This is a genomic window from Geomonas sp. RF6, from assembly GCF_021044625.1.
Lineage (GTDB): Bacteria > Desulfobacterota > Desulfuromonadia > Geobacterales > Geobacteraceae > RF6.
In genome coordinates this window covers 3,108,005-3,132,307 of record NZ_CP087999.1, presented here as the reverse complement: position 1 = coordinate 3,132,307, position 24,303 = coordinate 3,108,005, and the positions used below count along the sequence as shown (strand labels likewise).

21 protein-coding genes are annotated in these 24,303 nt (G+C 62.4%); 4 read left to right on the top strand and 17 right to left on the bottom strand.

The window, feature by feature from the left end:
* Positions 1 to 165: 165 nt before the first annotated feature.
* Positions 166 to 447 (bottom strand): DUF503 domain-containing protein, encoded by a 282-nt coding sequence (locus tag LPW11_RS13495; protein WP_230994396.1) that lies wholly within the window; start codon positions 445 to 447, stop codon positions 166 to 168.
* A 302-nt stretch (positions 448 to 749) separates the two neighbouring features.
* Here LPW11_RS13495 and LPW11_RS13490 point away from each other — a divergent pair, with 302 nt between their 5' ends.
* The 3 genes from LPW11_RS13490 (at position 750) to rdgC (ending at position 4,679) form a co-directional block, all read left to right on the top strand.
* On the top strand, positions 750 to 1,871 hold the full coding sequence (locus LPW11_RS13490) for a hypothetical protein (protein ID WP_230994395.1): 1,122 nt from the start codon (positions 750 to 752) through the stop codon (positions 1,869 to 1,871).
* Positions 1,872 to 1,931: 60 nt separating this feature from the next.
* Positions 1,932 to 3,194: a multiheme c-type cytochrome gene (locus LPW11_RS13485; protein WP_230994394.1), complete on the top strand. Its 1,263-nt coding sequence runs from the start codon at positions 1,932 to 1,934 to the stop codon at positions 3,192 to 3,194.
* 294 nt (positions 3,195 to 3,488) lie between these two features.
* Positions 3,489 to 4,679 carry a recombination-associated protein RdgC gene (gene rdgC, locus LPW11_RS13480; RefSeq protein ID WP_230994393.1) on the top strand — a complete coding sequence of 397 codons (1,191 nt, stop codon included), beginning with the start codon at positions 3,489 to 3,491 and terminating at the stop codon, positions 4,677 to 4,679.
* Positions 4,680 to 4,942: 263 nt separating this feature from the next.
* Here the strand turns inward: rdgC and LPW11_RS13475 are convergent, their stop codons facing one another.
* From LPW11_RS13475 to rpsB, 16 genes are all read right to left on the bottom strand, one after another.
* A complete protein-coding gene (locus tag LPW11_RS13475; RefSeq protein ID WP_230994392.1) occupies positions 4,943 to 6,841 on the bottom strand; it encodes a PAS domain-containing sensor histidine kinase in 1,899 nt (632 codons plus the stop codon).
* 531 nt (positions 6,842 to 7,372) lie between these two features.
* Positions 7,373 to 8,152 (bottom strand): CDP-diacylglycerol--serine O-phosphatidyltransferase, encoded by a 780-nt coding sequence (gene pssA / locus LPW11_RS13470; protein WP_230998292.1) that lies wholly within the window; start codon positions 8,150 to 8,152, stop codon positions 7,373 to 7,375.
* Positions 8,153 to 8,178: 26 nt separating this feature from the next.
* Positions 8,179 to 8,838: a phosphatidylserine decarboxylase family protein gene (locus LPW11_RS13465; RefSeq protein WP_230994391.1), complete on the bottom strand. Its 660-nt coding sequence runs from the start codon at positions 8,836 to 8,838 to the stop codon at positions 8,179 to 8,181.
* A gap of 262 nt (positions 8,839 to 9,100) precedes the next feature.
* Positions 9,101 to 10,117, bottom strand: coding sequence for a ketol-acid reductoisomerase (ilvC, locus tag LPW11_RS13460; RefSeq protein ID WP_230994390.1), 1,017 nt, complete (start codon positions 10,115 to 10,117; stop codon positions 9,101 to 9,103).
* Between the two features lie 112 nt (positions 10,118 to 10,229).
* Entirely contained in the window at positions 10,230 to 10,724 is a 495-nt protein-coding gene (gene ilvN / locus LPW11_RS13455) for an acetolactate synthase small subunit (protein ID WP_230994389.1), read from the bottom strand.
* Positions 10,725 to 10,856: 132 nt separating this feature from the next.
* The gene (gene ilvB / locus LPW11_RS13450; protein ID WP_230994388.1) at positions 10,857 to 12,557 is read right to left on the bottom strand and encodes a biosynthetic-type acetolactate synthase large subunit; all 1,701 of its coding nucleotides are present in this window, start codon (positions 12,555 to 12,557) and stop codon (positions 10,857 to 10,859) included.
* Positions 12,558 to 12,726: 169 nt separating this feature from the next.
* The gene (gene ilvD / locus LPW11_RS13445) at positions 12,727 to 14,385 is read right to left on the bottom strand and encodes a dihydroxy-acid dehydratase (RefSeq protein WP_230994387.1); all 1,659 of its coding nucleotides are present in this window, start codon (positions 14,383 to 14,385) and stop codon (positions 12,727 to 12,729) included.
* Between the two features lie 336 nt (positions 14,386 to 14,721).
* On the bottom strand, positions 14,722 to 15,435 hold the full coding sequence (gene tsaB, locus LPW11_RS13440; RefSeq protein WP_230994386.1) for a tRNA (adenosine(37)-N6)-threonylcarbamoyltransferase complex dimerization subunit type 1 TsaB: 714 nt from the start codon (positions 15,433 to 15,435) through the stop codon (positions 14,722 to 14,724).
* A gap of 97 nt (positions 15,436 to 15,532) precedes the next feature.
* Positions 15,533 to 16,597 carry an RIP metalloprotease RseP gene (gene rseP, locus LPW11_RS13435; RefSeq protein WP_230994385.1) on the bottom strand — a complete coding sequence of 355 codons (1,065 nt, stop codon included), beginning with the start codon at positions 16,595 to 16,597 and terminating at the stop codon, positions 15,533 to 15,535.
* 36 nt (positions 16,598 to 16,633) lie between these two features.
* Positions 16,634 to 17,791 carry a 1-deoxy-D-xylulose-5-phosphate reductoisomerase gene (locus tag LPW11_RS13430; protein WP_230994384.1) on the bottom strand — a complete coding sequence of 386 codons (1,158 nt, stop codon included), beginning with the start codon at positions 17,789 to 17,791 and terminating at the stop codon, positions 16,634 to 16,636.
* Between the two features lie 86 nt (positions 17,792 to 17,877).
* Positions 17,878 to 18,672: a phosphatidate cytidylyltransferase gene (locus LPW11_RS13425; RefSeq protein WP_269145419.1), complete on the bottom strand. Its 795-nt coding sequence runs from the start codon at positions 18,670 to 18,672 to the stop codon at positions 17,878 to 17,880.
* A 27-nt stretch (positions 18,673 to 18,699) separates the two neighbouring features.
* On the bottom strand, positions 18,700 to 19,452 hold the full coding sequence (locus LPW11_RS13420; RefSeq protein ID WP_230994382.1) for an isoprenyl transferase: 753 nt from the start codon (positions 19,450 to 19,452) through the stop codon (positions 18,700 to 18,702).
* A 106-nt stretch (positions 19,453 to 19,558) separates the two neighbouring features.
* On the bottom strand, positions 19,559 to 20,116 hold the full coding sequence (gene frr, locus LPW11_RS13415) for a ribosome recycling factor (RefSeq protein ID WP_230994381.1): 558 nt from the start codon (positions 20,114 to 20,116) through the stop codon (positions 19,559 to 19,561).
* 1 nt (position 20,117) lies between these two features.
* Positions 20,118 to 20,837, bottom strand: a complete 720-nt coding sequence (gene pyrH, locus LPW11_RS13410; RefSeq protein WP_230994380.1) for a UMP kinase — start codon at positions 20,835 to 20,837, stop codon at positions 20,118 to 20,120.
* A gap of 79 nt (positions 20,838 to 20,916) precedes the next feature.
* Entirely contained in the window at positions 20,917 to 21,567 is a 651-nt protein-coding gene (gene tsf / locus LPW11_RS13405; protein WP_230994379.1) for a translation elongation factor Ts, read from the bottom strand.
* Positions 21,568 to 21,725: 158 nt separating this feature from the next.
* A complete protein-coding gene (rpsB, locus tag LPW11_RS13400; protein ID WP_230994378.1) occupies positions 21,726 to 22,493 on the bottom strand; it encodes a 30S ribosomal protein S2 in 768 nt (255 codons plus the stop codon).
* A 266-nt stretch (positions 22,494 to 22,759) separates the two neighbouring features.
* Between rpsB and LPW11_RS13395 the strand changes: the two genes are divergently transcribed.
* Positions 22,760 to 23,563: an OB-fold nucleic acid binding domain-containing protein gene (locus LPW11_RS13395; protein ID WP_230994377.1), complete on the top strand. Its 804-nt coding sequence runs from the start codon at positions 22,760 to 22,762 to the stop codon at positions 23,561 to 23,563.
* Positions 23,564 to 24,303 lie beyond the last annotated feature (740 nt).

The following is a 24,303-nucleotide window of genomic DNA, read 5'->3' as shown; positions in this document are numbered from 1 at the left end:
GACCTGCCGGAAACGCTGCGCTTATTCCGGCGTACAGACCTACAGAAGCGTCGTGTGGTGATGTAGGCCGGGATAAGCCGGAGGCGTTCCCGGCGGTCCACATACTTGCGGCTTCAGCCCACGGTTACATATCACCATTCTCAAAGGTTGGAAAGTTCTTTGTTTTCACAGCTCCTCCACCAGGACGTCTGTGACCTCCACATCGGGACGTGTCTCCACGACCCACTCCTCGACCTGCTGTAGCAGGCGTCTGGCATCGGGGACGCTGAAGGAGAGGGCGACGAAGGAGAGTTCGGCGTCGCCAGGCTGGTCGTGGAGCTCCGATTCGGCGCAGGCGACGTTGAAGCTATTGCGCGCCCGCGACAGCACACTCTTCACGATGCTCCGTTTTTCCTTCAGCGTCCGGCTCATCAGACGCAGCCTCATCTTAAGCAGCAGTACATGCACTCCCGCACTCCCTTTAGAAGAAAGAATTCTAACGCATTGTTTTCATGAAGTGTCGGCATAGCGACAGATATGTATACCGTTTTCGTCTACATTGCCGTCCATCGCCTGCGGCGGCGTCTTTTCTCTCCGAAGGACGCCCCCAACCCGCCTTCGGTTCCCTCTCCTCAGGGAGAGGGGGCCGCGGGCACTTTCCCGGCCATGCGAGAGTCCCCGGGGCTGCAATGAAAACACCGACCTATCTTCTCACATTGAAAGGACTCCGTAAATCCGCTAAGATGGCGGCCTTTGGTAAGGGGGGATAGATGATTCGGTACTGTTCGAGGCTCGCGCTCCTGGCGTCGATTGCCTGCTTTTTCTCTGGATGTGCGACTCTGCCGCACTCCTCTCCGCTCCCTCAAGGCTCGCAGCTGCGAAAGATCTCCCCTGCCGACTCCGGCTCCCCCTTCTCTCTCCAAGAAGGAGACGGCCCCCTCGCCTTTTCCGACGAATCCCTTCAACTTCTCGATCTAAAAACAGGAACAAAGCGCCTGCTCGCCAAGGAGCGCCCGATCGCGGTCGCCATTTCTGCCTTCGATAAGCGCGTCGCAGCAGCATTTCCGGCCGGGAGCGGCAGCATTGTCCGCATCTATGACGCGGCAGGGAAGGTGCTCGCCGAGACAACCGTCGGGGGAAGGGTAACCTCGATTGTGTGGCGAAACAAGGATGAGCTCGTCCTCGCCGCCCTTTCCATCAAGAAATACAGCTTCGGCGCCCAGCTCGACTCCATCCTGTACCGCTGGGACGGCATCGGGAAAGTGCTGGCTATTCCCGCCAACGGCACGACGGTGCGCCCGTATATCGCGAAGATGCCTGATGAGGCGCTGGCAAGAACCTTTGCGATGGCGCTCTCGCCGTACGGAGACGAGGTCGCCCTCACCAAGCTCAAGGACCCTCCCAACTTCACCCCCTTTCTGCAGATCTTTACGCACCACTTGGACAGCAGCGGGGAGCGCCAGATCGGCGAGGCGCCCCTCGGTTCGGGAGGCCCTGTCTATGCTCCGGGCGGCGAGAAGGTGTTGATGGGGAATGCCGACGGCGAGGCCCGCTGGATCCCGCTCTCCGGTGGCAAGGAGGCTGAGGCGTACCGCTCCCCCGGAACCTCCATCGCCCTCTCCCCCTCCGGCACTTATGCGCTCGTTGACGGGCACCTCTATCGGGAGCGGAAGGAAGTCACCTCCTTTCCTCCGGGGACGACAGGGGTCTTCTCCAGCGATGGTAGCGTCCTCGTCCTGAGGTACCGCGACGCGATATATCTCCTCACCGGCATCAACGATTCACCTGCCCCTGCCCTTTCCCAGGACAGTCGCTTGATGGAGTTGCGCCGCCTGCGCAGCAAGGGGCTGATCACGCAGGAAGAGCTGGAGAAGGCCAGGGGAAAGCACTGAAGCTGCCGGGAAAGCACCGGCACACCATGTAATCAGAGTGAGCTTTTAAGAGGGGAAGAGATGAAACTGTTTGCAACACTCCTTACTATCATTGCGGCGACCTCCCTGCCGCTGTCTGCCTTCGCGGCCCCCGGATGCATCGAGTGCCATGAGAAGGAAACTCCCGCGGCGGTCGTGCAGTGGAAGGAGAGCGCCCACGCCAAGGCAGGGATCGGGTGCGAAAAATGCCACGGGACCGATCACGACAAGATGCTCAGGGGGGAGGCAAAGGTCACCATCAAGGTCTGCGCACCGTGCCACAAAAAGGCCGCGGAGGATCACCTGGCGAGCCGCCATTCCCTGGCGCTGCAGGCAGGATGGGGGTGCACCAGAAAGCTGCCCAGCAGAAAGCCGGGCGAGTGCCGGTTCTGCCACCGGGAAGGTGACGAAACGGCAAAGATAAAGGCGCAGTGCGCGCGGTTCCTGAAGCAGAGCCCGGAGATGCAGGAGATAGGCTGCAACTACTGCCACAGCGTGGCCACAGCCTGCGACTCCTGCCATTCGAAGCATTCCACCAGCCTGAAGATCGTGCGCGATCCGAACTCCTGCGCAAAGTGCCACATGGGGCCGGACCATCCGCAGTGGGAGATGTGGCAGACATCGCTGCACGGTACGCTGAACCAGAGCGCGGGGAGGAGCGTCGGCCCCGACTGCCAGACCTGCCACATGCCGCGTGGTAGCCACAATGTCTCCGGCGGCCTCACCATGAACTCCGGGGGGGTGCCGTCACCGGCGAAGGAGGCGGAGCCGGAGCGGCAGAAGATGCTGAAAATCTGCGCCGAGTGCCATGCCCCCACTTTCGGTAAGAAGGAGCTCGAGCGCGGGGATGCGGTGCGCGCCCAGAGCCTTGCCATGCTGAAGGAGGCAGAGAGAATCGTGTGGGAACTGAACGACCTCGGGTTACTCGACCCGATGCCGGCGCAGAGGCCGGAGCATCCGTTGAGCGGGGCGAAGCTCGTCACGGACGCGCAGATGCTCTACGAGGACACCTCGCACATAGAGCGGCTCTTTTTCAAGATGAAGAAATACGACTACGCCCGCACCATCAAAGGCGCCTACCATCAGAACCCTGCCTACACCCACTGGTATGGCAATGCCGAGATGAAGATGGACCTGATCGATATAAAGGCGGAGGCGGCGAGACTGAAGGAGAGGAAAGGGACGGCGCCGACTCTGACTGCGGAGGAAGAGCTGACGCTTCTGAAGAAAAAGTTCGACCGCGGAGTGCTGAGCGCGGAGCAGTACTCGGCGGAGAAGGCGAAGGTGCTGGAGCGGGTGAAATAGCCCTTCTTCAGACAATGGGGACGCCACGCTGGAGCACAGGCTTCCCAGCCTGTAGCCGCGGCGCCAGCCGCGCACCCTGTGGCGGCTAAGCCGCCATCGCAGGCAGGATGCCTACGCTCCAGCGCGGGGGCACGCCGCTCCTCACGAAGCCACAGTGGTCCGTAATTCCCAAGCTCTGGCACGAAACGGGTTCCCGAAATGGGAGCCCGTTTTTTGCTTGCCGCGAGCCGCCAAAAGGTGTATCCAAATTGGTTCGCTTCAGGACGACAGGAACAATCAGAAGGAGAAGATGAGATGGGCATACTCGCAAACACCGTAAGCATCTGTCATTTCAAGGTCCAGGGGGAGCTCCCCCAGGAAGACCTATACACGTGGGCCACGAAGCAACTGGCCGGCAACAGGTTCAACCCCATCGACGAGGGGAGCGAGGAGCTCTCCCTTGGCTGGGTGCACCAGGACGATCCGCGCGTTTCCGACTTCTACACCCCCGCCGCCTGCTGGCGCGAACACTACCTTATCTTCACGCTGCGCCGCGACCGCCGCTCCGTCCCGGGCCCGATCCTGAAGGCCCACCTCGAGAGGGCGATGGAGCAGTGGCTGGTGGAGAACGCCGGCTACAACAAGGTGCCGAAGCAGAAGAAAGAGGAACTGAAGGAAGCGGTGCGCGCGACTCTTCTGTCGCAGACCCTCCCCACCCCCTCCACGTATGATGTCGTGTGGGATACCAGAAACGGTCTCCTCACCTTCACATCCCTCTCCGCGAAGACGATCGAGCTTTTCGAGGAGCTCTTCAAGAAGACTTTCGACGGGCTGCGTCTGACCGCCTTCCACCCCTTCGCCAGAGCGGAGAGCGTGCTGAAGGAAGAGATGCAGGCGCTCCTGCAGCAGGCAAACAAGGCAAAGAGCGAGAACTTCCTCGAGCTCATCAAGGAGAACCAGTGGCTCGGCACCGACTTCCTCCTCTGGCTCATGTACCAGACGATGAACGAAGCGTCGGAGTACAGCGTGAACCAGCCGGGGATCTACTCGGATCGCGAGCCGTTCGTCGGCTACCTCGACGACCGCCTCGTCCTTCTCGGTGCTGGGGAAAACGGCGCGCAGAAGATCCTGGTGGCGGGGCCGCAGGACCGCTTCAACGAAGTGCGCAGCGCGCTGCTGAACAAGAAGCAGATTACCGAGGCGACGCTGCACCTTTCCAGCGGCGACGACAACTGGAAGATGACCCTGAAGGGGGAACTCTTCCACTTCGCCTCGTTCAAGTCGCCGGCGGTCAAGCTGGAGAAGGACAACACCACCGACGAGGCGCTGGAGCGCGAGGCTGTCTTCTTCGAGAGGATGGCTCTCTTGGACAAGGGGGTGCAGCTCTTCGACTCCCTCTTCGCCACCTTCCTCGAGACGAGGCTGGCGCCGACCTGGGTCGAAGAAGAAGGGAAGATCCACGGCTGGCTCAACGTGTGCAGCAACTGCCAATCACCGCTGGCGTAAGATCAAAAGCCCCCTCCCGACACCGGGAGGGGGCTTTTTTTGGGTCGGATTGCGGAAGTGCTACCCACCTCAGCCGCCGACAGCACGTCCCTCCCCTTTCAAGGGGGAGGACAGGAGGGGGATGGGGCTCGGCGCGCTCACCTCACTTCTACCCCATCCCCACCCTGTCCCTCCCCTTGAAAGGGAGGGGACGCCTGAGCTACTTCTTTCCTGAAGAGCACACACCTATAGAATTCGATGGGCCACGAGACCCTGCCGGCCCATTAAAGTGTGAAGTAAAATACCGCACCCTTCCCTTTCTCCCCGACTCCCCACACCTTGCCGCCGTGGCGGCTCACGATCCTCTTCACGGTGGCGAGGCCGATTCCGAACCCTTGATAACTCTTCGCGCCGGACAGGCGGCCGAAGGGGCTGAAAAGCCTCTCGGCGTCTGCCATGCCGAACCCCTCGCCGTTGTCGCGCACATAGCAGGCTCGCAGCCCCTCCACGGTCGTCACACCGAACTCGATGACGGCTTCCTCCCGCGTCGAGGTGAACTTCCAGGCGTTCCCCAGGAGATTCTCCAGCATGACCCGGAGCATGGCGGCATCCCCTTTTACGACCACTCCGTCGGCTATCTCAACCCGCACCCGGCGCTGCGGCTCGGCGACCTGGAGAGTAGCTACGATCTCCCGCGCAAAGGTCGTGAGGTCGACAGGCTCCCTCGTGAGGTCGGCGCGTGACAGGCGGGAAAAATCGAGGAGGGTGTCGATGAGGGAGCTCATCCGCTCCGCCGCCTGATGTATCTCGTCCAGGTACACGGAGCATGGCTCTTCGCTGGAAGGGAAGCATTCGGACCGAAGCCAGTTGCAGTATCCGCTGATGACCGTGATTGGGGTGCGCAGGTCGTGGGAGACGGTGTAGTTGAAGGCCTCCAGCTCGGGTATCACCGCCTCCAGTTCGTGAGTCCGGGCCGCGAGCCTCGTCACCAGGAGATTTATCTGCTCCTTCGCCTGCTTGTGCGCCGTGATGTCGCGTGTGATGGTGGCGGCCCCGGTAATGCGACCGTTGCCGTCGAAAATGGGCGAGATGCAGGAGGAAACTGCCAGGATCCTGCCGTCCTTGGTGATTCGCTCCGTCTCGTAATGCTCGACTCGTTCACCCCGTCTCAGCTTTTCCAGGACGTCCTCGAACGAATCGGAGGCGCCGGGGGGAAAGAGCATCCTGATGTGCCTGCCGATGACTTCGCTGGCACGGTAGCCATACAGCATCTCCGCGCCGCGGTTCCAGTCGACGATGATGCCGTCGAGGGTCTTTCCCACTATCGCGTCGTCGGAGGACTGCACGATCGCCGCCAGCCGCGCCTGCTCCTCCTGTGCCCTCTTCCGCTCCGTGATGTCGTTTACCAGCGTCACCAGGAACTGTTTCCCCTTGATGTTAATGAGCTCAGCGGAGAGAAGGCCTGCTATGAGAGCGCCGGTCTTGCCCCGAAGAAGTACCTCGTGCTCCCGCACCTCCCTTTTCTCCAGCAGTGCCTGCACGATCTTTCCGCGGTCGGCGGGATCGACCCACAGGTCGAGTTCGAGACCGGAGCGGCCGATGACCTCGCCGCGCTCGTACCGCAGCGTCTTCAGAAACGCCGCGTTCACCTCGAGGTGAATCCCTTCCGCGACGGTGGTGATGCTCACGAGTGCAGGCGCGGCCTGGAAGATCTTGGAGAAGCGCTGCTCCGACTCCCCGAGGGCCTCTTTTGCCATGTGGTATTCGGTGACGTCGTGGCAGGTTCCTATGAGGGAGACGGGACGTCCGGCGGTGTCGTGGACGACCTCGCCGTTTCCTACGACCAGCCGAAGCGACCCGTCCGGGCGGATGATGCGAAACTGCAGGTTGTGGATCCCCTCCTGCGGCGCCTGCCGCAACGCAGCCTTCACCCGCTCCCGGTCGTCGAGGTGCACCCTCCCGATGAAGCCTTCGTCGGAGGCAGGCACCTGGTCGGGATCGAGGCCGAATATGCGGTACGTCTCCTCGGACCAGCGCACCTTGCCGGCGCCGATCTCGCACTCCCAGCTCCCGAGATGCGCCACCCGCTGCGTATCCGCAAGTTGCTGCTCACTCTTCCTAAGCTTCGCCACGCATGCGTCGAGCTTTTCCTGCAACAACTCCGACTCGGATCTGACAGGCATCACGACCTCTGAAACAGAAGCGGCGCCTAAAGCATGGCGCACCATGCCCTATGCGGAAAAAAGCATTGAACTAGCAGTATTTTAGCTCAGGCGAGCTTCTGTATACAAGGTGGTGTTTTCATTGGGGAGGGGACCTCAAGGCAAATCCCCCCTGTCCCCCCTTCGCAAAGGTTCATCCGGGAATTCCGGGAATGGAGCCCGGTCTCTTCCGTTGAGGTGAGGGGACAGTAGTGGCACCGCGCTGGAGCACAGGCTTCGCAGCCTGTACCGCGGCGCCAGCCGCGCGGTCTGTGGCGGCTGCGCCGCCATCGCAGGCAAGATGCCTACGCTCCAGCGTGGGGTCACCCGGATTCTTTGTAGCGCGTTCCCCAGAATTCCCGGAAGACCCTTCGCAAAGGGGGGAACGTGAGGGGCAGCTGCAGTGCGGAGGGACAGGGTGGGGGATGGGGTTCGTGGCCACGAGAACGAAAAACGGCGCATCCCATAGAACGCGCCGCAATTCAAATCATCTACTATAACTCTTTCAGCACATCACCGCCCGCCGGTTCCGGTCCCCCGTCCCCCGCCGCTCAGCACACCCTCGCGCCCTTTGCGCAGCGCGCGCTCGAGACGGCGGCGGCGCGGCCAGGTCATCACGAAGCCGATGGGGCCGGAGAGGATGTAGCAGATGAAGATGGTGAAGAGCATGATCACCGGCTCGGCGGCGATGATGATCAGGAGGATCACCGCCAGAACGAGGAAGGCGAAGGGCTGCTTCTTGATGAGCGACGGGTCCTTGAAGGAGTAGTACCGCACGTTGCTCACCATCAGAAGTGCCAGGAAGTAGATCAGGACGAGGATCGCCAGCCGCCCCACGGCGACGGGCCACCCCATGTGGTAGAAGATAAGTACCGTGGCGGAAACCATGCTCGCTGCGGCAGGTGTCGGCAGCCCCACGAAGCGCTTGCTCTCCACCGTCTCCACCTGCACGTTGAAGCGGGCCAGACGAAGCGCGGCGCAGGCGACGAAGAGGAACGCGGCGAGCCAGCCGAGCCTGCCAAACGGCTTCAGGGCCCAGGCGTACATGAGAAGCCCCGGCGCTGCGCCGAAGGAGACGAGGTCCGCGAGGGAGTCGAACTCCACGCCGAACTTGCTCGCGGTCCCGGTGAGGCGCGCGACCTTGCCGTCCAGTCCGTCGAAGATGGAGGAGGCGAGGATCCAGAGCGCGGCGGTCCGGTAGTCGCCGTTCAGCGACGACACCATGCAGTAAAAGCCGGCGAAGAGGCTCCCGGCGGTAAAGAGGTTGGGGAGGATGTAGATCCCCTTTCTCATCCCTTCGTTTCTCGGTATCTGCTCGGTCACGGCAGCAACCCCAGCACGGTTTCACCCGCCACAGTACGCTCCCCCATGGTCACGGTAACGTTCGTCTCCACGGGGAGGAAGATGTCGAGCCGCGACCCGAAACGGATCAGGCCGTAGCGCCTGCCGCGCTCCAGGAGATCGCCGACCTTCGCATAGCAGACGATGCGCCGCGCGATAAGGCCCGCGACCTGGACCACCACCAGCTTCGCGCCGGACGCGGTCTCCACGATCAACCCCTTCTGCTCGTTCTCAAAGCTCGCGCGCTCGTCGCGCACGTCGAAGAACTTCCCCCTGGTATAGAAGGCGTCCACCACCCTCCCGGTCACCGGCACGCGGTTCACGTGGACGTTGAAGACGGACATGAAGATGCTCACCTTCTCCATCTCCACCCCGAGATGCGGCTCGTGGGCCCTGCCGCGGTACACGACGATGCCGTCGGCGGGGGCGACGATCGCCTTCTCGGAGGAGGGAACGGTCCGCTCCGGATTTCTGAAGAAGTAGAGGATGAAAACGGTGAGGATGGCGAAGATGGCTGCCGGGATGGCGAAGGCGCCATGTGCCGTCAGCGTCAGGAGGACCAGGAGAGCGGTGAGAGCGAAGCTCCCCAGGATGAACGGTACCCCTTCTGCTGCGATAGGGGCATGCTGATTACGCATCAAGTTACCTCGTGGCTACCCCATCCCCATCGGGTCACTCTGGAAAGGAGAACCGAGGAATCCCCCGGAAGGGGGAGGAAGCGGGGGTGGGGCAAAGTTAGAACCATCGTGGCGGGTCCACCATGGTGCGGCAAGGGCGTCGAAGGTGCTGCCCTTTTAACTGAAGAAAGGGGTTAAAGCGAAAAAAGGCCGGGTCCGGGAGACCCACATCAACGCGTGAGTATATCCCGAATCCGGCCTTCGTTGCAACTAAAAGCAATCTTTAGTTTTTAGACTTGTCCACGATCTTGGAGTTGGTGATCCATGCCATCATGGAGCGCAGCTTCGCGCCGACTGCCTCGATCTCGTGGTCATTGCCACGACGACGCAGTGCGTTGAAGCGCGGCTTGTTGACCTTGTTCTCGAGCATCCACTCGCGGGCGAACTCGCCGGTCTGGATCTCGTCGAGGATCTTCTTCATCTCTTTCTTCGTTTCTTCGGTGATGACGCGCGGTCCGCGGGTCAGGTCGCCGTACTCGGCGGTGTTGGAGACGGAGTAGCGCATGTTGGCGATGCCCCCTTCGTAGATCAGGTCGACGATCAGCTTCGTCTCGTGCAGGCACTCGAAGTATGCCATCTCCGGTGCGTACCCCGCCTCGACGAGGGTCTCGAAGCCGCACTGGATGAGGGCGGAGATGCCGCCGCACAGAACGGCCTGCTCGCCGAAGAGGTCGGTCTCGGTCTCTTCCTTGAAGGAGGTCTCGATGATGCCGGCCTTGCCGCCGCCGTTTGCGGAAGCGTAGGCGAGTGCGATCTCCTTGGAGTCGCCGGAGGGGTCGTGGGCGATGGCGATGAGGGAGGGAACGCCGCCACCCTTGGTGTACTCGTGACGCACGAGGTGACCCGGGCCCTTGGGAGCGACCATGATGACGTTGATGTCAGCGCGCGGCACGATCTGGCCGAAGTGAATCGCGAAGCCGTGGCCGAAGGCGAGGTATGCGCCCTGCTTGACGAACGGAGCGATCTGCTCGCGGTACACGTCCCCCTGGATCTCGTCCGGGAGCAGGATCATGATGATGTCGGCGACTTTCACCGCCTCGGAGGTCGGCAGCACGGTAAGGCCGGCAGCCTGGGCTTTCGCCACGGAGGGGGAGTCGGCCTTCAGGCCGACAACGACGTCAACGCCGGAGTCCTTCAGGTTGTTGGAGTGGGCGTGACCCTGCGAGCCGTATCCCAGCACCGCCACCTTCTTCCCTCTGAGAATGTCCAGGTTGCAGTCCTTGTCATAATAAATCTTCATCGTCTCTCCTTTGTGAATTCCTTCAGTTTAAGATTAAGGGCCTGGAACGGGAGGTCCCGACCAGGCCGCATGCAGAAAGCACTCTGTTCGTGCTGTGATGGATACTGCCCGTTTACTGCCCTTTCCACCCCTTGGAGCCGCGCCCGATGGCGACGGGGCCGGTGCGGACGAGCTCCTTCAGCCCGAGGGGGCGCAGGAGCTCCACCATGGCGTCGATCTTTGACGGCGCACCGGTGGCCTCCAGGGTGTACGACTTCGGTGTCACGTCGATGACCTTCGCGCGGAAGATGTCCGCCACGCGCAGCACCTCGGCGCGGCTCTGGTCCTCCGCGTTCACCTTCACGAGGGCCATCTCGCGCTCGATGGCGTTCTCCGGCTCAAAGTCGATGACCTTGATGACGTCGATCAGCTTGTTCAGCTGCTTGGTGATCTGCTCGATGATCTGCTCGTCCCCGCGGGTTACCAGCGTGATGCGGGAGAGGGACTCGTCATTGGTGGGAGCAACGGTGAGGGAGTCGATGTTGAACCCCCTCCCGGAGAAAAGCCCCACCACGCGGGAAAGGACTCCGAATTCATTTTCTACCAGCACGGCTATGATGTGTCGCACGGTCCCTCCAGATACTTCAGGGGTCGGGATGAGTCCTTCCGCTCCCGGCCCGGCATAAGCAAAGCGTAACAGTGGCGAGGGGGGATTCCCCTCCATTTCGCAGAGAGCCTCTCCCTTGCGGGAAAACGCCTTCTAGGACGCCAGCACCATCTCGGTGAGGGACGCGCCGGCGGGCACCATCGGGAGCACCTTCTCCTCGCGGGCGACACGGAACTCCATGATCACCGGGCCTGGCGTGGCGAATCCTTCCTTGATGACGTTGTCGACCTCTTCAACGGAGGAGGCGGTGAAACCTTTCGCGCCGAAGGCTTCGGCAAGCTTCACGAAGTCGATCGGCAGCTCCAGGCAGGTGGAGGAGTAGCGCTTGTCGAAGAAGAGCTCCTGCCACTGCCGCACCATGCCGAGGAAGTTGTTGTTGATGATGCAGATCTTCACCGCGAGGCGGTTCTGCACCATCGTGGCCAGCTCCTGCAGGTTCATCTGGAAGCCGCCGTCGCCGCAGATGGCGATGACCTGGCGGTCACGGAAGGCTGCCTGCGCTCCCATGGCGGCGGGGAGGCCGAAACCCATCGTCCCGAGCCCGCCGGAGGAGAGGAGCGTCCGCGGACGGGTGAAGCCGAAGAACTGCGCGGTCCACATCTGGTGCTGCCCGACGTCGGTGGCAACGATGGCATCCTCGTCGGAAAGGGCGCGCAGCCTCTGGATCACGTACTGCGGCTTGATGACCTTGTCACCCTGTTGGTAGGCCATCGGCTGCTTTTCCTTCCAGTCGGCGATCTCCTCGAGCCACGGCAGGTACCCCTGGCGGGCGTTGTCCGCCTCCAAGTCGCGCTCCTCAATGACCTTCAGCATCTTCTTCAGGATCTCGCAGACGTCCCCTACGATCGGTAGGTCGACCCTCACGTTCTTCTTGATGGAAGTGGGATCGACGTCGAGGTGGATGATCTTCGCGTGCGGGGCGAACGCCGGAATCTTCCCGGTGACCCTGTCGTCAAAACGGGCGGCGACGGCGACGAGCACGTCGCAGTTGGAGACGGCCATGTTGGCGTAGTAGGTGCCATGCATGCCGAGCAGCCCGAGGGAGAGGGGATCGTTCTCCGGGAAGGCGCCAAGCCCCATGAGGGTGGTGGTAACCGGAGCGCCGAGGCGCCGCACCAGCGTGGTAAGCTCGGCGCAGGCGTTGCCGAGGACGGCTCCGCCGCCGACATAGATGACCGGCTTCTTCGCCTGCAGGATCATGGAGACGGCTTTCTCGATCTGCTTCGGGTGCCCTTCCAGTGTCGGCTTGTAGCCGCGCAGCTCCACGCTGTCCGGATAGTGGAACTCGGTGGTGGCTACCTGCACGTCTTTCGGGAGATCGACGAGGACCGGGCCGGGGCGGCCGCTGCGGGCGATGTAGAAGGCCTTCTTCATGATCGTCGCCAGCTGCCTGATGTCCTTCACCAGGAAGTTGTGCTTCGTGCAGGGGCGGGTGATCCCCATGATGTCCGCTTCCTGGAAGGCGTCGTTGCCGATGAGCGCGGTGGGGACCTGCCCGGTGATAATCACCATGGGGATCGAGTCCATGTAGGCGGTGGCGATCCCGGTGATGGTATTGGTCGCGCCGGGGCCGGAGGTCGCTATCGCCACCCCTACCCTGCCGGTCGCGCGGGCGTACCCGTCGGCGGCATGCACCCCCGCCTGCTCGTGGCGCGGCAGGATGTGCTTGATCTCCTTGAAGGAGAATAGCTCGTCGTAGAGGTTTATGACGGTTCCGCCGGGGTAACCGAAGACCGTATCCACCCCCTCCAGCTTCAAGCACTCCAACACTATCCGAGCACCATTCATCTTCATAACACCCCCGGCATGACTGCAAACTTCGTTGTGTTCACTATTGACCGTTTCATTGTTGCTGTTTGCTGAACCCCATCCCCACCCTGTCCCTCCCCTTGAAAGGGAGGGGACGTGGTGCGGGAGTTGCCAATTGCTGGCTGGCTGAGTTGCAACACTAACCCAAAAAAACTTATGCCGTGGTGACCGCTCCGGTGTTGGCGGAGGTGACGACCTTCGCGTAACGGGCGAGCCACCCCTTCTTGATCTTCGGCTCCGGTGCGCTCCAGCGTGCGCGGCGCTCGGCGAGGACTTCGTCGCTCACCAGAAGCTTCAGGGAGCGGGACGGGATGTCGAGCTCGATCCGGTCACCGTCCTCCACGAGAGCGATCGGGCCGCCGACCGCAGCTTCCGGGGAGATATGCCCGACGCACGGACCGCGGGTGCCGCCGGAGAAGCGGCCGTCGGTGATGAGCGCTACGGAGTCGCCGAGGCCAAGCCCCATGATCGCTGCGGTGGGGGCGAGCATCTCGCGCATCCCCGGGCCGCCCTTCGGCCCCTCGTAGCGGATCACCACCATGTCGCCGCTCTTGATCTGGCCGCTCATGATTGCCTGCATGGCGAGCTCTTCGGAGTCGAAGCAGCGGGCGGTGCCGGTGAATTGCATCATCTTCTCGCCCACGCCGGACTGCTTCACCACCGCGCCGTCCGGAGCGATGTTCCCGAAGAGAACCGCGATCCCCCCTTCCTTCTTCACCGGCTGTGCGGTCGGGCGGATGACGCTCTCGTCGACGTCGGAGAGGGAGGAGACGATCTGCTTCGTGGTGAGCCCCATGACGGTCGGGCAGTCGTGGATGCTGTCGCCGAGCTGCTTCAGCACCCCTGCCACGCCCCCTGCCGCGTCGAGGTCTTCCATGAAGTGCTCACCTGCGGGGTTCATGGAGGCAATCTGCGGGGTCTGGCGGGAGAGGACGTCGAAGGTCTCCAGCGGCAGATCTACCCCGGCCTCACGTGCGATGGCGAGGAGGTGCAGGACCGTGTTGGAGGAGCCGCCGAGGGCGAGGTCGACGCGGATGGCGTTTTCGAATGCTTCCCTGGAGAGGATGGAGCGCGGGGTGACGTTCTCGCCGACCATCTGCACGATTCGCTCGCCGGAGGCAAAGGCGATCCTTCTCTTGAGGGCAGAGACGGCGAGGGCGGTGCCGCAGCGCGGGAGGCTCATGCCGAGCGTCTCGGTGAGGATCGCCATGGTGTTGGCGGTGAAGAGCCCCTGGCAGGACCCGACGCCGGGGCAGGCGTTCTCCTCGCAGCGGGCGAGCTCGGCGTCGTCGATGACGCCGGCCTTGTAGCGGGCCATCGCCTCGAAGGTGTCGGTGACAAAGGAGTAGCGCCTTCCCTCGACGCCGCGGCCGCTCATCATCGGACCGGCGGTCACCACGATGCAGGGGATGTCGAGACGCGCGGCAGCCATCAGCATCCCCGGGGTGATCTTGTCGCAGTTGGTGAGAAGGACGAGACCGTCCAGGCGGTGCGCCTCGGCGACCGACTCCACCATGTCCGCGATCAGCTCGCGGGTGGGGAGGGAGTAGTGCATCCCCTTGTGCCCCATGGAGATCCCGTCGCAAACCCCCGGAATCCCGAAGAGAAAGGCGTAGCCGCCGCCGGTGTGAATCCCCTTTTCGATGAAACGCTCGAGGTCCCTCATCCCTATGTGGCCGGGGATGAGATCGGTGAAGCTGGTGGCAATGCCGATGAAGGGCTTCGCCATCTCGCTCTGCGGAAGTCCTGTACCCTTCAGAAGGGCGCGGTGCGGAGTACGCTCCAGTCCCTGAGTAATAGTATCGCTACGCATATGTTGTCCCTTGCACCGGAGCGCTCACCGTTTGGAGCTAATAAACCGGTAGTTGATGACGGTAAAATTTCTTCGTATTTAGAGGAGGTTACCGTTGGATTAAAAATAGAGGGGTCAACATAATACATTACAAAAGAACTGTCAACAGCTACTCGGGCGCCTGCTCAGCCCCCTTCCCGGCGTTTTTCAGTTTAATCGAACATTTTTTTAAAACGGCTGCAGGAATGTTCCCTTCCTCCTCGCGGGGGAGGGACAGGGTGTGAGGGAAGGCGCCACCGTTCCAGCTCATGGCAGCTTCACCCACCCCTGTCCCCCTCCCGTCAAGGGAGGGGGGACTCAAGGAGCGTTTTTCCTGAATTCTTCGGAGGCCCGTTTTTTGGCCACTTCCGCCTCGGAGAGGCGCAGGTAGCGGGGGTTGAGTTGGGCGAGAGGGATGAATGCCCCGGCCAGAGCGGCTTCATGGGCAACAAGAGCCCCCGCCGATGCCTTCGGGAGGTGGGCATTCCAGGGGGCGAAGATGGCGAGGTCGCCGAGGGTCTCGGTGATCAGCTCCCGGTACCTCAGCGCTCCGTCCCCCACAAAGACGGTAGGCTCGGTGATGGTGGCCAGAAAGTCGACAGGGGGAAGGACCGCCTCAGCCGCCACCGGAACCGGCACCCCGCTTCCGGTGCGGTACAGCGCGCAATACACCTCGCTTTTCCGGGCATCGAAGAGGGGCGCCACCTGCCAGGCGCACAGCGGGAGATTGGCGGCGAGCATGGCGAGGGAGGAGAAGCCCAGCGCCGGCTTCCCTGCCGCCAGCGCCATCCCTTTCACCAGGGAGATGCCGACGCGGACGCCGGTGAAGGAGCCGGGGCCGAGGGAGACGGCGAAGGCATCGAGATCCGCCGGAGCGAGGGAGGCTGTGTCGAGGAGCGCGCGGGCGGCGTCGAGGAGCTTCCCTGTGGGGGTGCGGTGGCCGCTGAAAAGGGTTTCACCGATCAGTTCGGTGCCGTGGGAGAGTGCGACGCTTGATGAGCTTCCGGAGGTATCAAAGGTGAGAATCTTCAAGGCTATTCCGATCTACGCCTGCTGCTGGAGCGATGAGAAAGCCGGGAGGTATTCCCCTCCCGGCCGTGAATGATGATGGGATCCTTACTCCCCCCGACTATTTCCCTGTCACGATCCGGGCGATGTCGTTGTAGAAGGCGAGGATCATGAGGCTCACCAGGAGGACGAGCCCGACCTGCTGCGCTATCTCCCGCGCCCTTTTCCCCACCGGACGGCCGATGATGAGCTCGATGATGTAAAAGGCGAGGTGGCCGCCGTCCAGGATCGGCACGGGGAGGAGGTTCAGCACCCCCAGGTTCACCGAGAGGAGCGCCACGAAGGCGAGGAAGTTCACGCCGCCGGCCGCTGCCTGCTGCCCGGCGATCTTCACGATCATGATCGGGCCGCCGATGGTGTCGAGCGGTATGGCGCGCTCCACGAGGCGCACCAGGGAGAGGAAGGTAAGGGAGATCACGTTCCAGCACTGCTCGCTCCCCCGCTTTATCGCCTCCAGCGGAGTGAAGTGGTCCGTCACCGTCTCGCCGGCCGCCACGACCCCGATCACCGGGGAGGTCACCGTTTCACCGAGGAGGTTCTTCGTCGTGCGGGGCTCCGGGACCATGTTGTAGTTCATGACAGTCGCGCCGCGCACGACCGTCACCTGCATCGGGGCGATCTTCCCCTTGGAGATGACGGTGGCGAAATCCTCCCAGCGGTCCACCGGCTTGCCGTTCACAGCAGTGATAAGGTCTCCCGGCAGGATCCCCGCCTGCGCCGCGGGTTTCCCCGGGACGACCTCGCCGACCTTCGTGGTGACGGCTGGAACGCCGATCATGAAGACGACGATGAAGAGGAAGTAGGCGAAGAGGAGATTGAAGATCGGTCCCGCCGCGACGATGATGATGCGGCGCAGTACGGACTTGTCGCTGAAGGAGACTGTCCTCTGCTCCTCGGTGATTTCGACGTCGTCCCCCTCCCCCACCATCTTGACGTAGCCGCCAAGGGGGAATGCGGAGAGGAGATACTCCGTCTCGCCATATTTTTTCCCGACGATCTTCGGCCCAAATCCGAGGGAGAACTTCTCGACCCCTACCCCGAACGCCTTGGCAAAAAGGAAGTGCCCGAGCTCGTGAATAAAGATCAGCACCCCCAGGGCGATAATTGCGAAGAATATGCTAGTCATTACCCCCCCTACGGTCTTGCAGCGACGGCTTCGGTCTTACTCCTCGAACTTCAGGACCTTCCTGGCGGTCCTGCGACCGAAGCGGTCGGCCTCCAGCACCTCCTCGAAGGTGCGCAGAGCGTGCGGTTCGTGCAGCTCCATCGTCTTTTCAATCGCCACCGGGATGGCGGCGAACCCGATCCTCCCCGAGAGAAACGCCTCCACGGCGATTTCATTGGCTGCATTCATGACTGCCGGCATGCTCTCGCCGGAGCGTGCCGCCTGGTAGGCAAGATCGAGCGCCGGGAAGCGCAGCGGATCGGGCCTATGAAAGGTGAGCCCGGAAAGGCTGGTGAGGTCGAGCGGCTTGACGCCGGCGGGGATGCGGGCCGGATAGGTCAGGGCGTAGGCGATCGGCCCTTTCATATCCGGCATCCCGAGCTGCGCCATGACGCTGCCGTCCAGATACTCCACCATGGAGTGGATGATGCTCTGCGGGTGGATGTGCACCGCGATGCGGTCGACAGGGATGTCGAAGAGCCAGCGCGCCTCGATGACCTCGAGCCCCTTGTTCATCATCGTCGCTGAATCGATGCTGATCTTTTTTCCCATGCTCCAGTTCGGGTGGTTCAGGGCGTCGTTTATGGTGGCGCCTGCCACCTTTTCGCTGCTCCAGCTCCAGAACGGCCCTCCGGAGGCGGTGAGGATGAGGCGGCTCACGTCCTCCTTCCGGTGCCCCACGAGGGACTGGAAGACCGCACAGTGCTCGCTGTCCACCGGGTAGAGGTTGACCCCCTTCTCCTGCACGAGGTCCATGATCAGGTGCCCGGCGGTGACGAGCGTTTCCTTGTTGGCCAGTGCCACGTCCTTGCCGGCGCTGATCGCGGCTGCCGTCGGGACAAGCCCTGCGGCGCCCACGATGGCGGCTACCACCATGGTGGCATCCGGCGCGGTGGCGGCGGCGATCAGCCCTTCCACGCCATGCATGATCTGCGGTTTCTTCCCGGAGAGCATACGATCGAGCTGCGCGGCGTGCTCGGCGGTGAGAACCGAGACGAGCACTGGGGAGAACTTCTCGATCTGCGTTTTGAGGAGCTCCAGGTTGGTGCCTGCAGTTAGCGCCACCACCTGGAACATCTCGGGGTGTTTATCGACGACGTCGAGGGTGCTCACCCCGATCGATCCGGTGGAGCCGAGAATAGCGATCTTTTTCATAATACCTCATAACAAGCGCCGTTGGAAAAGAGAGCGCTGTGCAATTTTGTGCGTGAGTACGCCAGAAGAGGGATGTAGCTCACTCTCTACCCCGCGAACACGAAGTACGCGTAGTAGAAAACCGCGGGGGCTGCGAAGAGGATGCTGTCCAGCCGGTCGAGAATTCCGCCGTGGCCGGGGATGAGGGTGCCGGAATCCTTCACGCCGCAGCTTCTCTTGATGAGGGACTCGAAAAGGTCTCCCAGCTGCCCGAGGACTCCGCAAAGGAGCGCCACCGCCACCGCGTCGACGATCGTCAGCTCAGCGAAAAAGAGGGCGCGGAAGACAAGGGCGCCGATCACGCTCCCCGCGAGCCCCCCGAGGGAGCCTTCCACACTCTTCTTCGGGCTCACCGCAGGGTAGAGCTTCGTGCGCCCGAAGCTCGAGCCCACGTAGTAGGCGGCGCTGTCCCCGGACATCACGATCACCATCATCAGGAAGATCCAGGCCACGCCGTGCGGCTCGACGCGCAGGAGGATCAAGTGCGCAAGGAGCAGCGGGACGTAGAGAAAGCCCATGAAGATGAAGGCGGACTCGGATGCGGCCTGCGCGATGTCCTTCAGGCGGAAGAGGCCGACAAGGGAGAAGCCGAGCACTGCTGCGGTGAGGGCAAAGAGGGAGAGCATCCCGTCGGCGAAGGGAATGGTGAAGAGCGCGAGGGCGCCGACGACCGCGGCGCTCCACCCTTCGCTGCGGCGCTCCGGGAGGGTCATGCGGTAGAACTCGTCGAGCCCGATGGCCGCCACCACTGCGATGAGGATGTCGAACCAGACGGGGGGCGACTTCAAAATGAAGAGTATGAGCAGCGGCAAGAGTACCGCTGCGGAAGCAAGACGTTTGATAGCGAGCTCCTTTCTTGGCGTCCCCCGCTAGGAGGGCTGCTCCCCGCCACGACGCAGCTGGTCGCTGGTCTTGCCGAACCGGCGCTCCCTGGACTGGTAGTCCTTGAGCGCGCGGGCCAGCTCGTCCCTGTCGAACTCCGGCCAGTTGACCTCCGTGAAGTAGAGCTCCGCGTAGGCCAGCTGCCAGAGGAGAAAGTTGCTGATGCGCATCTCACCACTCGTCCGTATCAGGAGGTCGGGATCGGGGATCCCGGCGGTGCTGAGCGATGCGCCGAAAGAGTTCTCGTCGATGGAATCGGGGTCGAGGCGGCCGGCGGCGGCCTCACTCGCGAGCCTTCGTGCGGCGGAAATGATCTCCTGGCGGCCGCCGTAGGAAAGGGCAAGGGTGAGGAGCATGCCGCGGTTTCCCGAGGTCTTCTGGATCGTCGAGTCGATCTCGCGGTTTACGTCCTCCGGCAGGTCGGCACGGTTCCCTATCACGTTGAACCTGATGTCGTTTTGCATCATCCGTGCGGTCTCACCGCGAATGTACTGCTTGAGGAGCGCCATGAGCGCAGTCACCTCGGTCTTCGGGCGCAGCCAGTTCTCCGCAGAGAAGGCGAAGAGGGTAAGGTAGCCGATCTTCAGGCGCGAGCACTCCTCCACGATGACCCGGACCGTCTCCACACCTTTGCGGTGCCCGACGATGCGGCGCAGCATGCGCTCCTTGGCCCAGCGCCCGTTGCCGTCCATGATGATGGCGAGGTGACGCGGCAGGTTTTCCGGCTTGAGTGTTTTCATGAGCACCCTAAAAACAAAAAATCCCCTGGATTGGAGGGGTGGTGCGCGCCCCGCGGCGCGCGAGAGGTTGCCGGGGGGGAGAGACTCCCCCCCGATCCGGAGCGTCCTAGACCTCCATAACCTCTTTTTCCTTGTGCGCGAAGACCTCGTCCACCTTCGCCACGTGGGTGTTGGTGAAATCCTGCACTTCTTTCTCGGCGCGCTTCAGCTCGTCCTCGGAGATCTGCTTCTCCTTCTCCAGCTTCTTCAGCTCGTCGATCGCCTCGCGGCGGATGTTGCGCAGCGCGACCTTCGCGTCCTCGCCGTCCTTCTTGAGCTGCTTCACGATGTCCTTGCGGCGCTCCTCGGTAAGCGGCGGGAGGTTCAGGCGGATCTGCTTCCCGTCGTTTGCCGGGGTGAGCCCCAGGTTCGCGTTCAGGATCGCCTTCTCGATGATCGGGATCATCTTGTTCTCCCACGGCGAGATGGTGATGGTGCGCGCCTCCGGGACCGCGAGGGTGGCCACCTGGCTCAGCGGGGAGAGGTTGCCGTAGTAGTCCACCTTCACCTCGTCCAGAAGAGAGGTGGAGGCGCGGCCGGTGCGGACCCTCTGGTACTCCCTCCTAAGCGCCTCGATGGTCTTGTCCATCCGGGCGTTCATGTTGGCAAGGACGTCCTTGATCATTTTACTCTCCTTTCACGATGGTGCCGATCTGCTCGCCGCAGATGACCCGCACTACATTGCCGTCGGTGGTCACGTCAAAGACCACGATCGGGAGGTTGTTGTCCATGCACAGGGAGGTCGCGGTCGCATCCATGACCGCCAGCCCCTTCTTCAGGACATCGATGTAGCTCAGCTGGGTGTACTTCGTGGCGTTCGGGTCCTTCTTCGGGTCCGCCGAGTAGACGCCGTCCACCTTCGTCCCCTTCAGGATGACGTCCGCGCCGATCTCCATGGCACGGAGGCTCGCCGCGGTGTCGGTGGTAAAGAAGGGGTTCCCCGTGCCGGCGCCGAAGATCACCACGCGCCCCTTTTCCAGGTGCCTGATGGCGCGCCTGCGGATGTACGGCTCTGCCACCTCCTGCATGGCGATCGCCGACTGCACCCGGGTATCGACCCCGATCTTCTCCAGCGCGTCCTGCATCGCCAGCGCGTTGATCATGGTGGCGAGCATCCCCATGTAATCGGCGCTGGCGCGGTCCATACCCTTGGAGGACGCCGCGAGGCCGCGGAAGATGTTCCCGCCGCCGATGACGAGGGAGAGCTGCACCCCGAGCGCCACCACCTCCTTCACCTCGTTGGCGATGGTGGTAATGGTGTGGGGGTCGATGCCGTATCCTTGGTCACCCGCCAGCGACTCGCCAGAGAGCTTCAAAAGCACATTTTTATAAAACGGTTTCGCCATGTCTTCCCCAAGTGCTCGTGTTTATGGTTTTTGGATAAAAAAAGAGCCGCCCATTGCTGGCCGGCTCCCGTGGGACGTTTTAAGCGCCGACCGCAGCGGCAACCTCGGCCGCGAAGTCGCTCTCCTTCTTCGCGAGCCCCTCGCCCAGTACGAACTTGGCGAAGCGGCGGACACTCATGTTCTCGCCGATGGTGGCGATCGTCTCGTTCAGGTAGGTCTGGACCGACTTGTCCGGATCCTTCACGTACGGCTGCTCGAGGAGGCAGATGTCCGCGTAGAACTTGTTGATCTGCCCTTCGATGATCTTCTCGACGATGGCGTCCGGCTTGCCGGACTCTTTCGCCTTGGCGCGGTAGATGTCCTTCTCGCGCTCGAGGAGCTCGGCGGGGACTTCTTCACGACGCACGAACATCGGGCTTGCTGCTGCGATGTGCATGGCGATGTCGCGCACGAATGCCTGGAAGGTCTCGTTTTTGGCCACGAAGTCGGTCTCGCAGTTTACTTCCACGAGGACGCCGATCTTGCCACCTGCGTGGATGTAGGAACCTACCGCACCCTCGGTAGCTGCACGGCCGGCCTTCTTGGAGGCGGCTGCCAGACCCTTCTTGCGCAGGTAGTCGATCGCCTTCTCGTGATCGCCGCCGGTTTCGCCGAGGGCCTTCTTGCAGTCCATAAGCCCCGCGCCAGTTGCCTTCCTCAGTTCATTTACCTGTGCTGCTGTAATGCTCACGTAAGCCTCCAATAGCACCCCCGCCCCGAAAGGCGGGGGTCAGTATGTATTAGTCTTCACGGTCGAAGGACCCCATCCCCGCCGCGCTCCCCGAAAGGACGCGGGCTCGCTCCGCTTGGGGAGGGAGAAAGGAGGGGATGGAACTAAAGCAGGGGGGACTAGGCCTCGCCGGCTGCCTCTTCCACGAACTCGGCGGACTCGGCTACGAATTCCTCTTCGCTGCCGGTCTGCAGCTTCGCGTTCCTGGTCTGGGCGCCTTCGAGGACGGCGTCAGCCATCTTGCTGGTGAGGAGCCTGATGGCGCGGATCGCGTCGTCGTTCCCCGGGATGACGTAGTTGATGTCGTCCGGGTCGCAGTTGGTGTCGACGATGGCGACGACGGGGATACCGAGCTTCTTCGCCTCGCTTACCGCGATCTCCTCGTTTTTCGGGTCGACCACAAAAAGGACGCCCGGAAGCTTGCCCATACCCTTGATGCCGCCGAGGGTCTTCTCAAGCTTCTCACGCTCCTTGGCGAGCTTCAGCGCTTCTTTCTTGGTGTACGCCTCGATGGTGCCGTCGGCGACCATGGCGTCGAGCCTCTTCAGCCTGTCGATGCTCTGCTTCACGGTGGCGAAGTTGGTGAGCATGCCGCCCAGCCAACGGTCGTTCACGTAGAACTGCCCGCAGCGCTGCGCCTCTTCGGCAACCGAATCCTGTGCCTGCTTCTTGGTGCCGACGAAGAGGATGGAGTCGCCACCCTGCGCCGCCTCGGTGACGAAGCTGTAGGCGTTCTTGAAAAGGCGGACGGTCTTCTGCAGGTCGATGATGTAGATCCCGTTGCGCGCGCCGAAGATGTACGGCTTCATCTTCGGGTTCCATCTCTTGGTCTGGTGCCCGAAGTGCACACCGGCTTCCAGCAGTTCCTTCATGGTGATGTTCGACATTGTACTCTCCTTTGGTTTTTCCTCCGCCACCAGGGGCCCCGGAATCCGCGGAATGCGGACACCGCCGGGACTAAGCAGATGGCGTGCGAATTTTGTGCAGCACACTTCTATAACATAGCGCATTTACCTTGGCAAGGGTAAAAACTCATGAATCGCGAAGGGAATGCACCCTCTGTTTACGTCAAAAAGCTTGTCAAGACGCGCGTAAAAAAGTACTCTGTCGCGACCCATTCCCCCCGGGCACGGGGATAATCCAAGGAGCTTTCATGACCCCTTCTCGCACTACACTCTGCCTGCTGTTCACCGCCTTCACCCTGACCACCGCACCGCTCGCCCTCGCCGGCGCCGAAGCCCCCGCCACCGTGAACGGGAAGCCCCTCCCGCAGAGCATCCCGCTGTCGGGGAAGGTTGCCGAGACGATGGACGGCGGAGGGTATACCTATATTCTTCTCAAACAGAGCTCCGGGGAAAAGGTGTGGGTGGCCATTCCGCAGATGAAGATCTCCGTGGGGCAGGAGGTAAGCCTCATGCCCGGCTACGAGATGAAAAACCTGAACAGCAAGTCGCTAAACCGCAAGTTCGACAGGATCATCTTCTCCGGCGGCCTGAGCAGCCAGCAGGAAGTAGTGATGAGCCCGGAGGCGATCAAGAAGGCCCACAAAGGGGTCAACATGGACGCCGCCATGGCGCGCGCCTCCCAGGGTGAGAAGCCCGGCTCCGCGAAGCCTGTGAAGGGGAAGCCGGCGAAGGTCACGAAGGCAAAGGGGGCAAACGCCTATACCGTCGCGGAACTCTGGGCGAACAGGGCAAAGCTGGAAAAGAAGAATGTGGTGATCCGCGGCAGGGTCGTGAAGGTCGCCAGCAGGATCCTGAAGAAGAACTGGCTGCACATTGAAGACGGCACCGGGAGCGCGGCGAAGAAGACGAACGAGCTGGTGGTGACCACAAAGACGCTCCCGAACGAAGGTGACGTGGTGACGGTGAAAGGTGTCCTCAGAAACAGGATCGACTTCGGCGCCGGGTATCGCTACGAGCTCATAATCATGGACGGAAACGTGAAGGGGAGCTGACGCCGCCCCCACCGTGACGACTGCACCAGGCAAAAAAAGGGCTACCTCTTCAGAGGTGGCCCTTTTCCTTTGGTGGCGTTGAATGTGGCCTATGCAGGCCGGAATAAGCGGAGCGTTTCCGGCAATTGCCGGCAGCACCCAATCGGCTGGCGCCGACGCCGGGAACGCCTGCGGCTTTATACCGACCTACAATACCGCCGAAAGCAGCCTCACCGCCGCCCCCTTCACCTCGTTCCCAAGCTCCGGCTTGGGAACGCACTTGCCCGCGAGGCTCCGCCTCGCCACCGCCCCTCATCCGTTTGTGCGGACGCAAGAATGTAGGCCGGAATAAGCGGAGCGTTTCCGGCAATTGCTGGCAGGCACCCAATCGGCTGGCGCCGACGCCGGGAACGCCTGCGGCTTATCCCGGCCTACAATACCGCCGAAAGCAGCCTCACCGCCGCCCCCTTCACCTCGTTCCCAAGCTCCGGCTTGGGAACGCACTTGCCCGCGAGGCTCCGCCTCGCCACCGCCCCTCACCCGTTTGTGCGGACGCAAAAATGTAGGCCGGAATAAGCGGAGCGTTTCCGGCAATTGCCGGCAGCACCAAATCGGCTGGCGCCGACGCCGGGAACGCCTGCGGCTTATACGGCACACCCGACGCCAGCACCCTCACGGCCTATTGCCACGCAGCACTGCACGAGACCTCTCGTCCCCCCCTTTGCGAAGGGGGGACAGGGGGGATTTGCTCTTCAACGTCG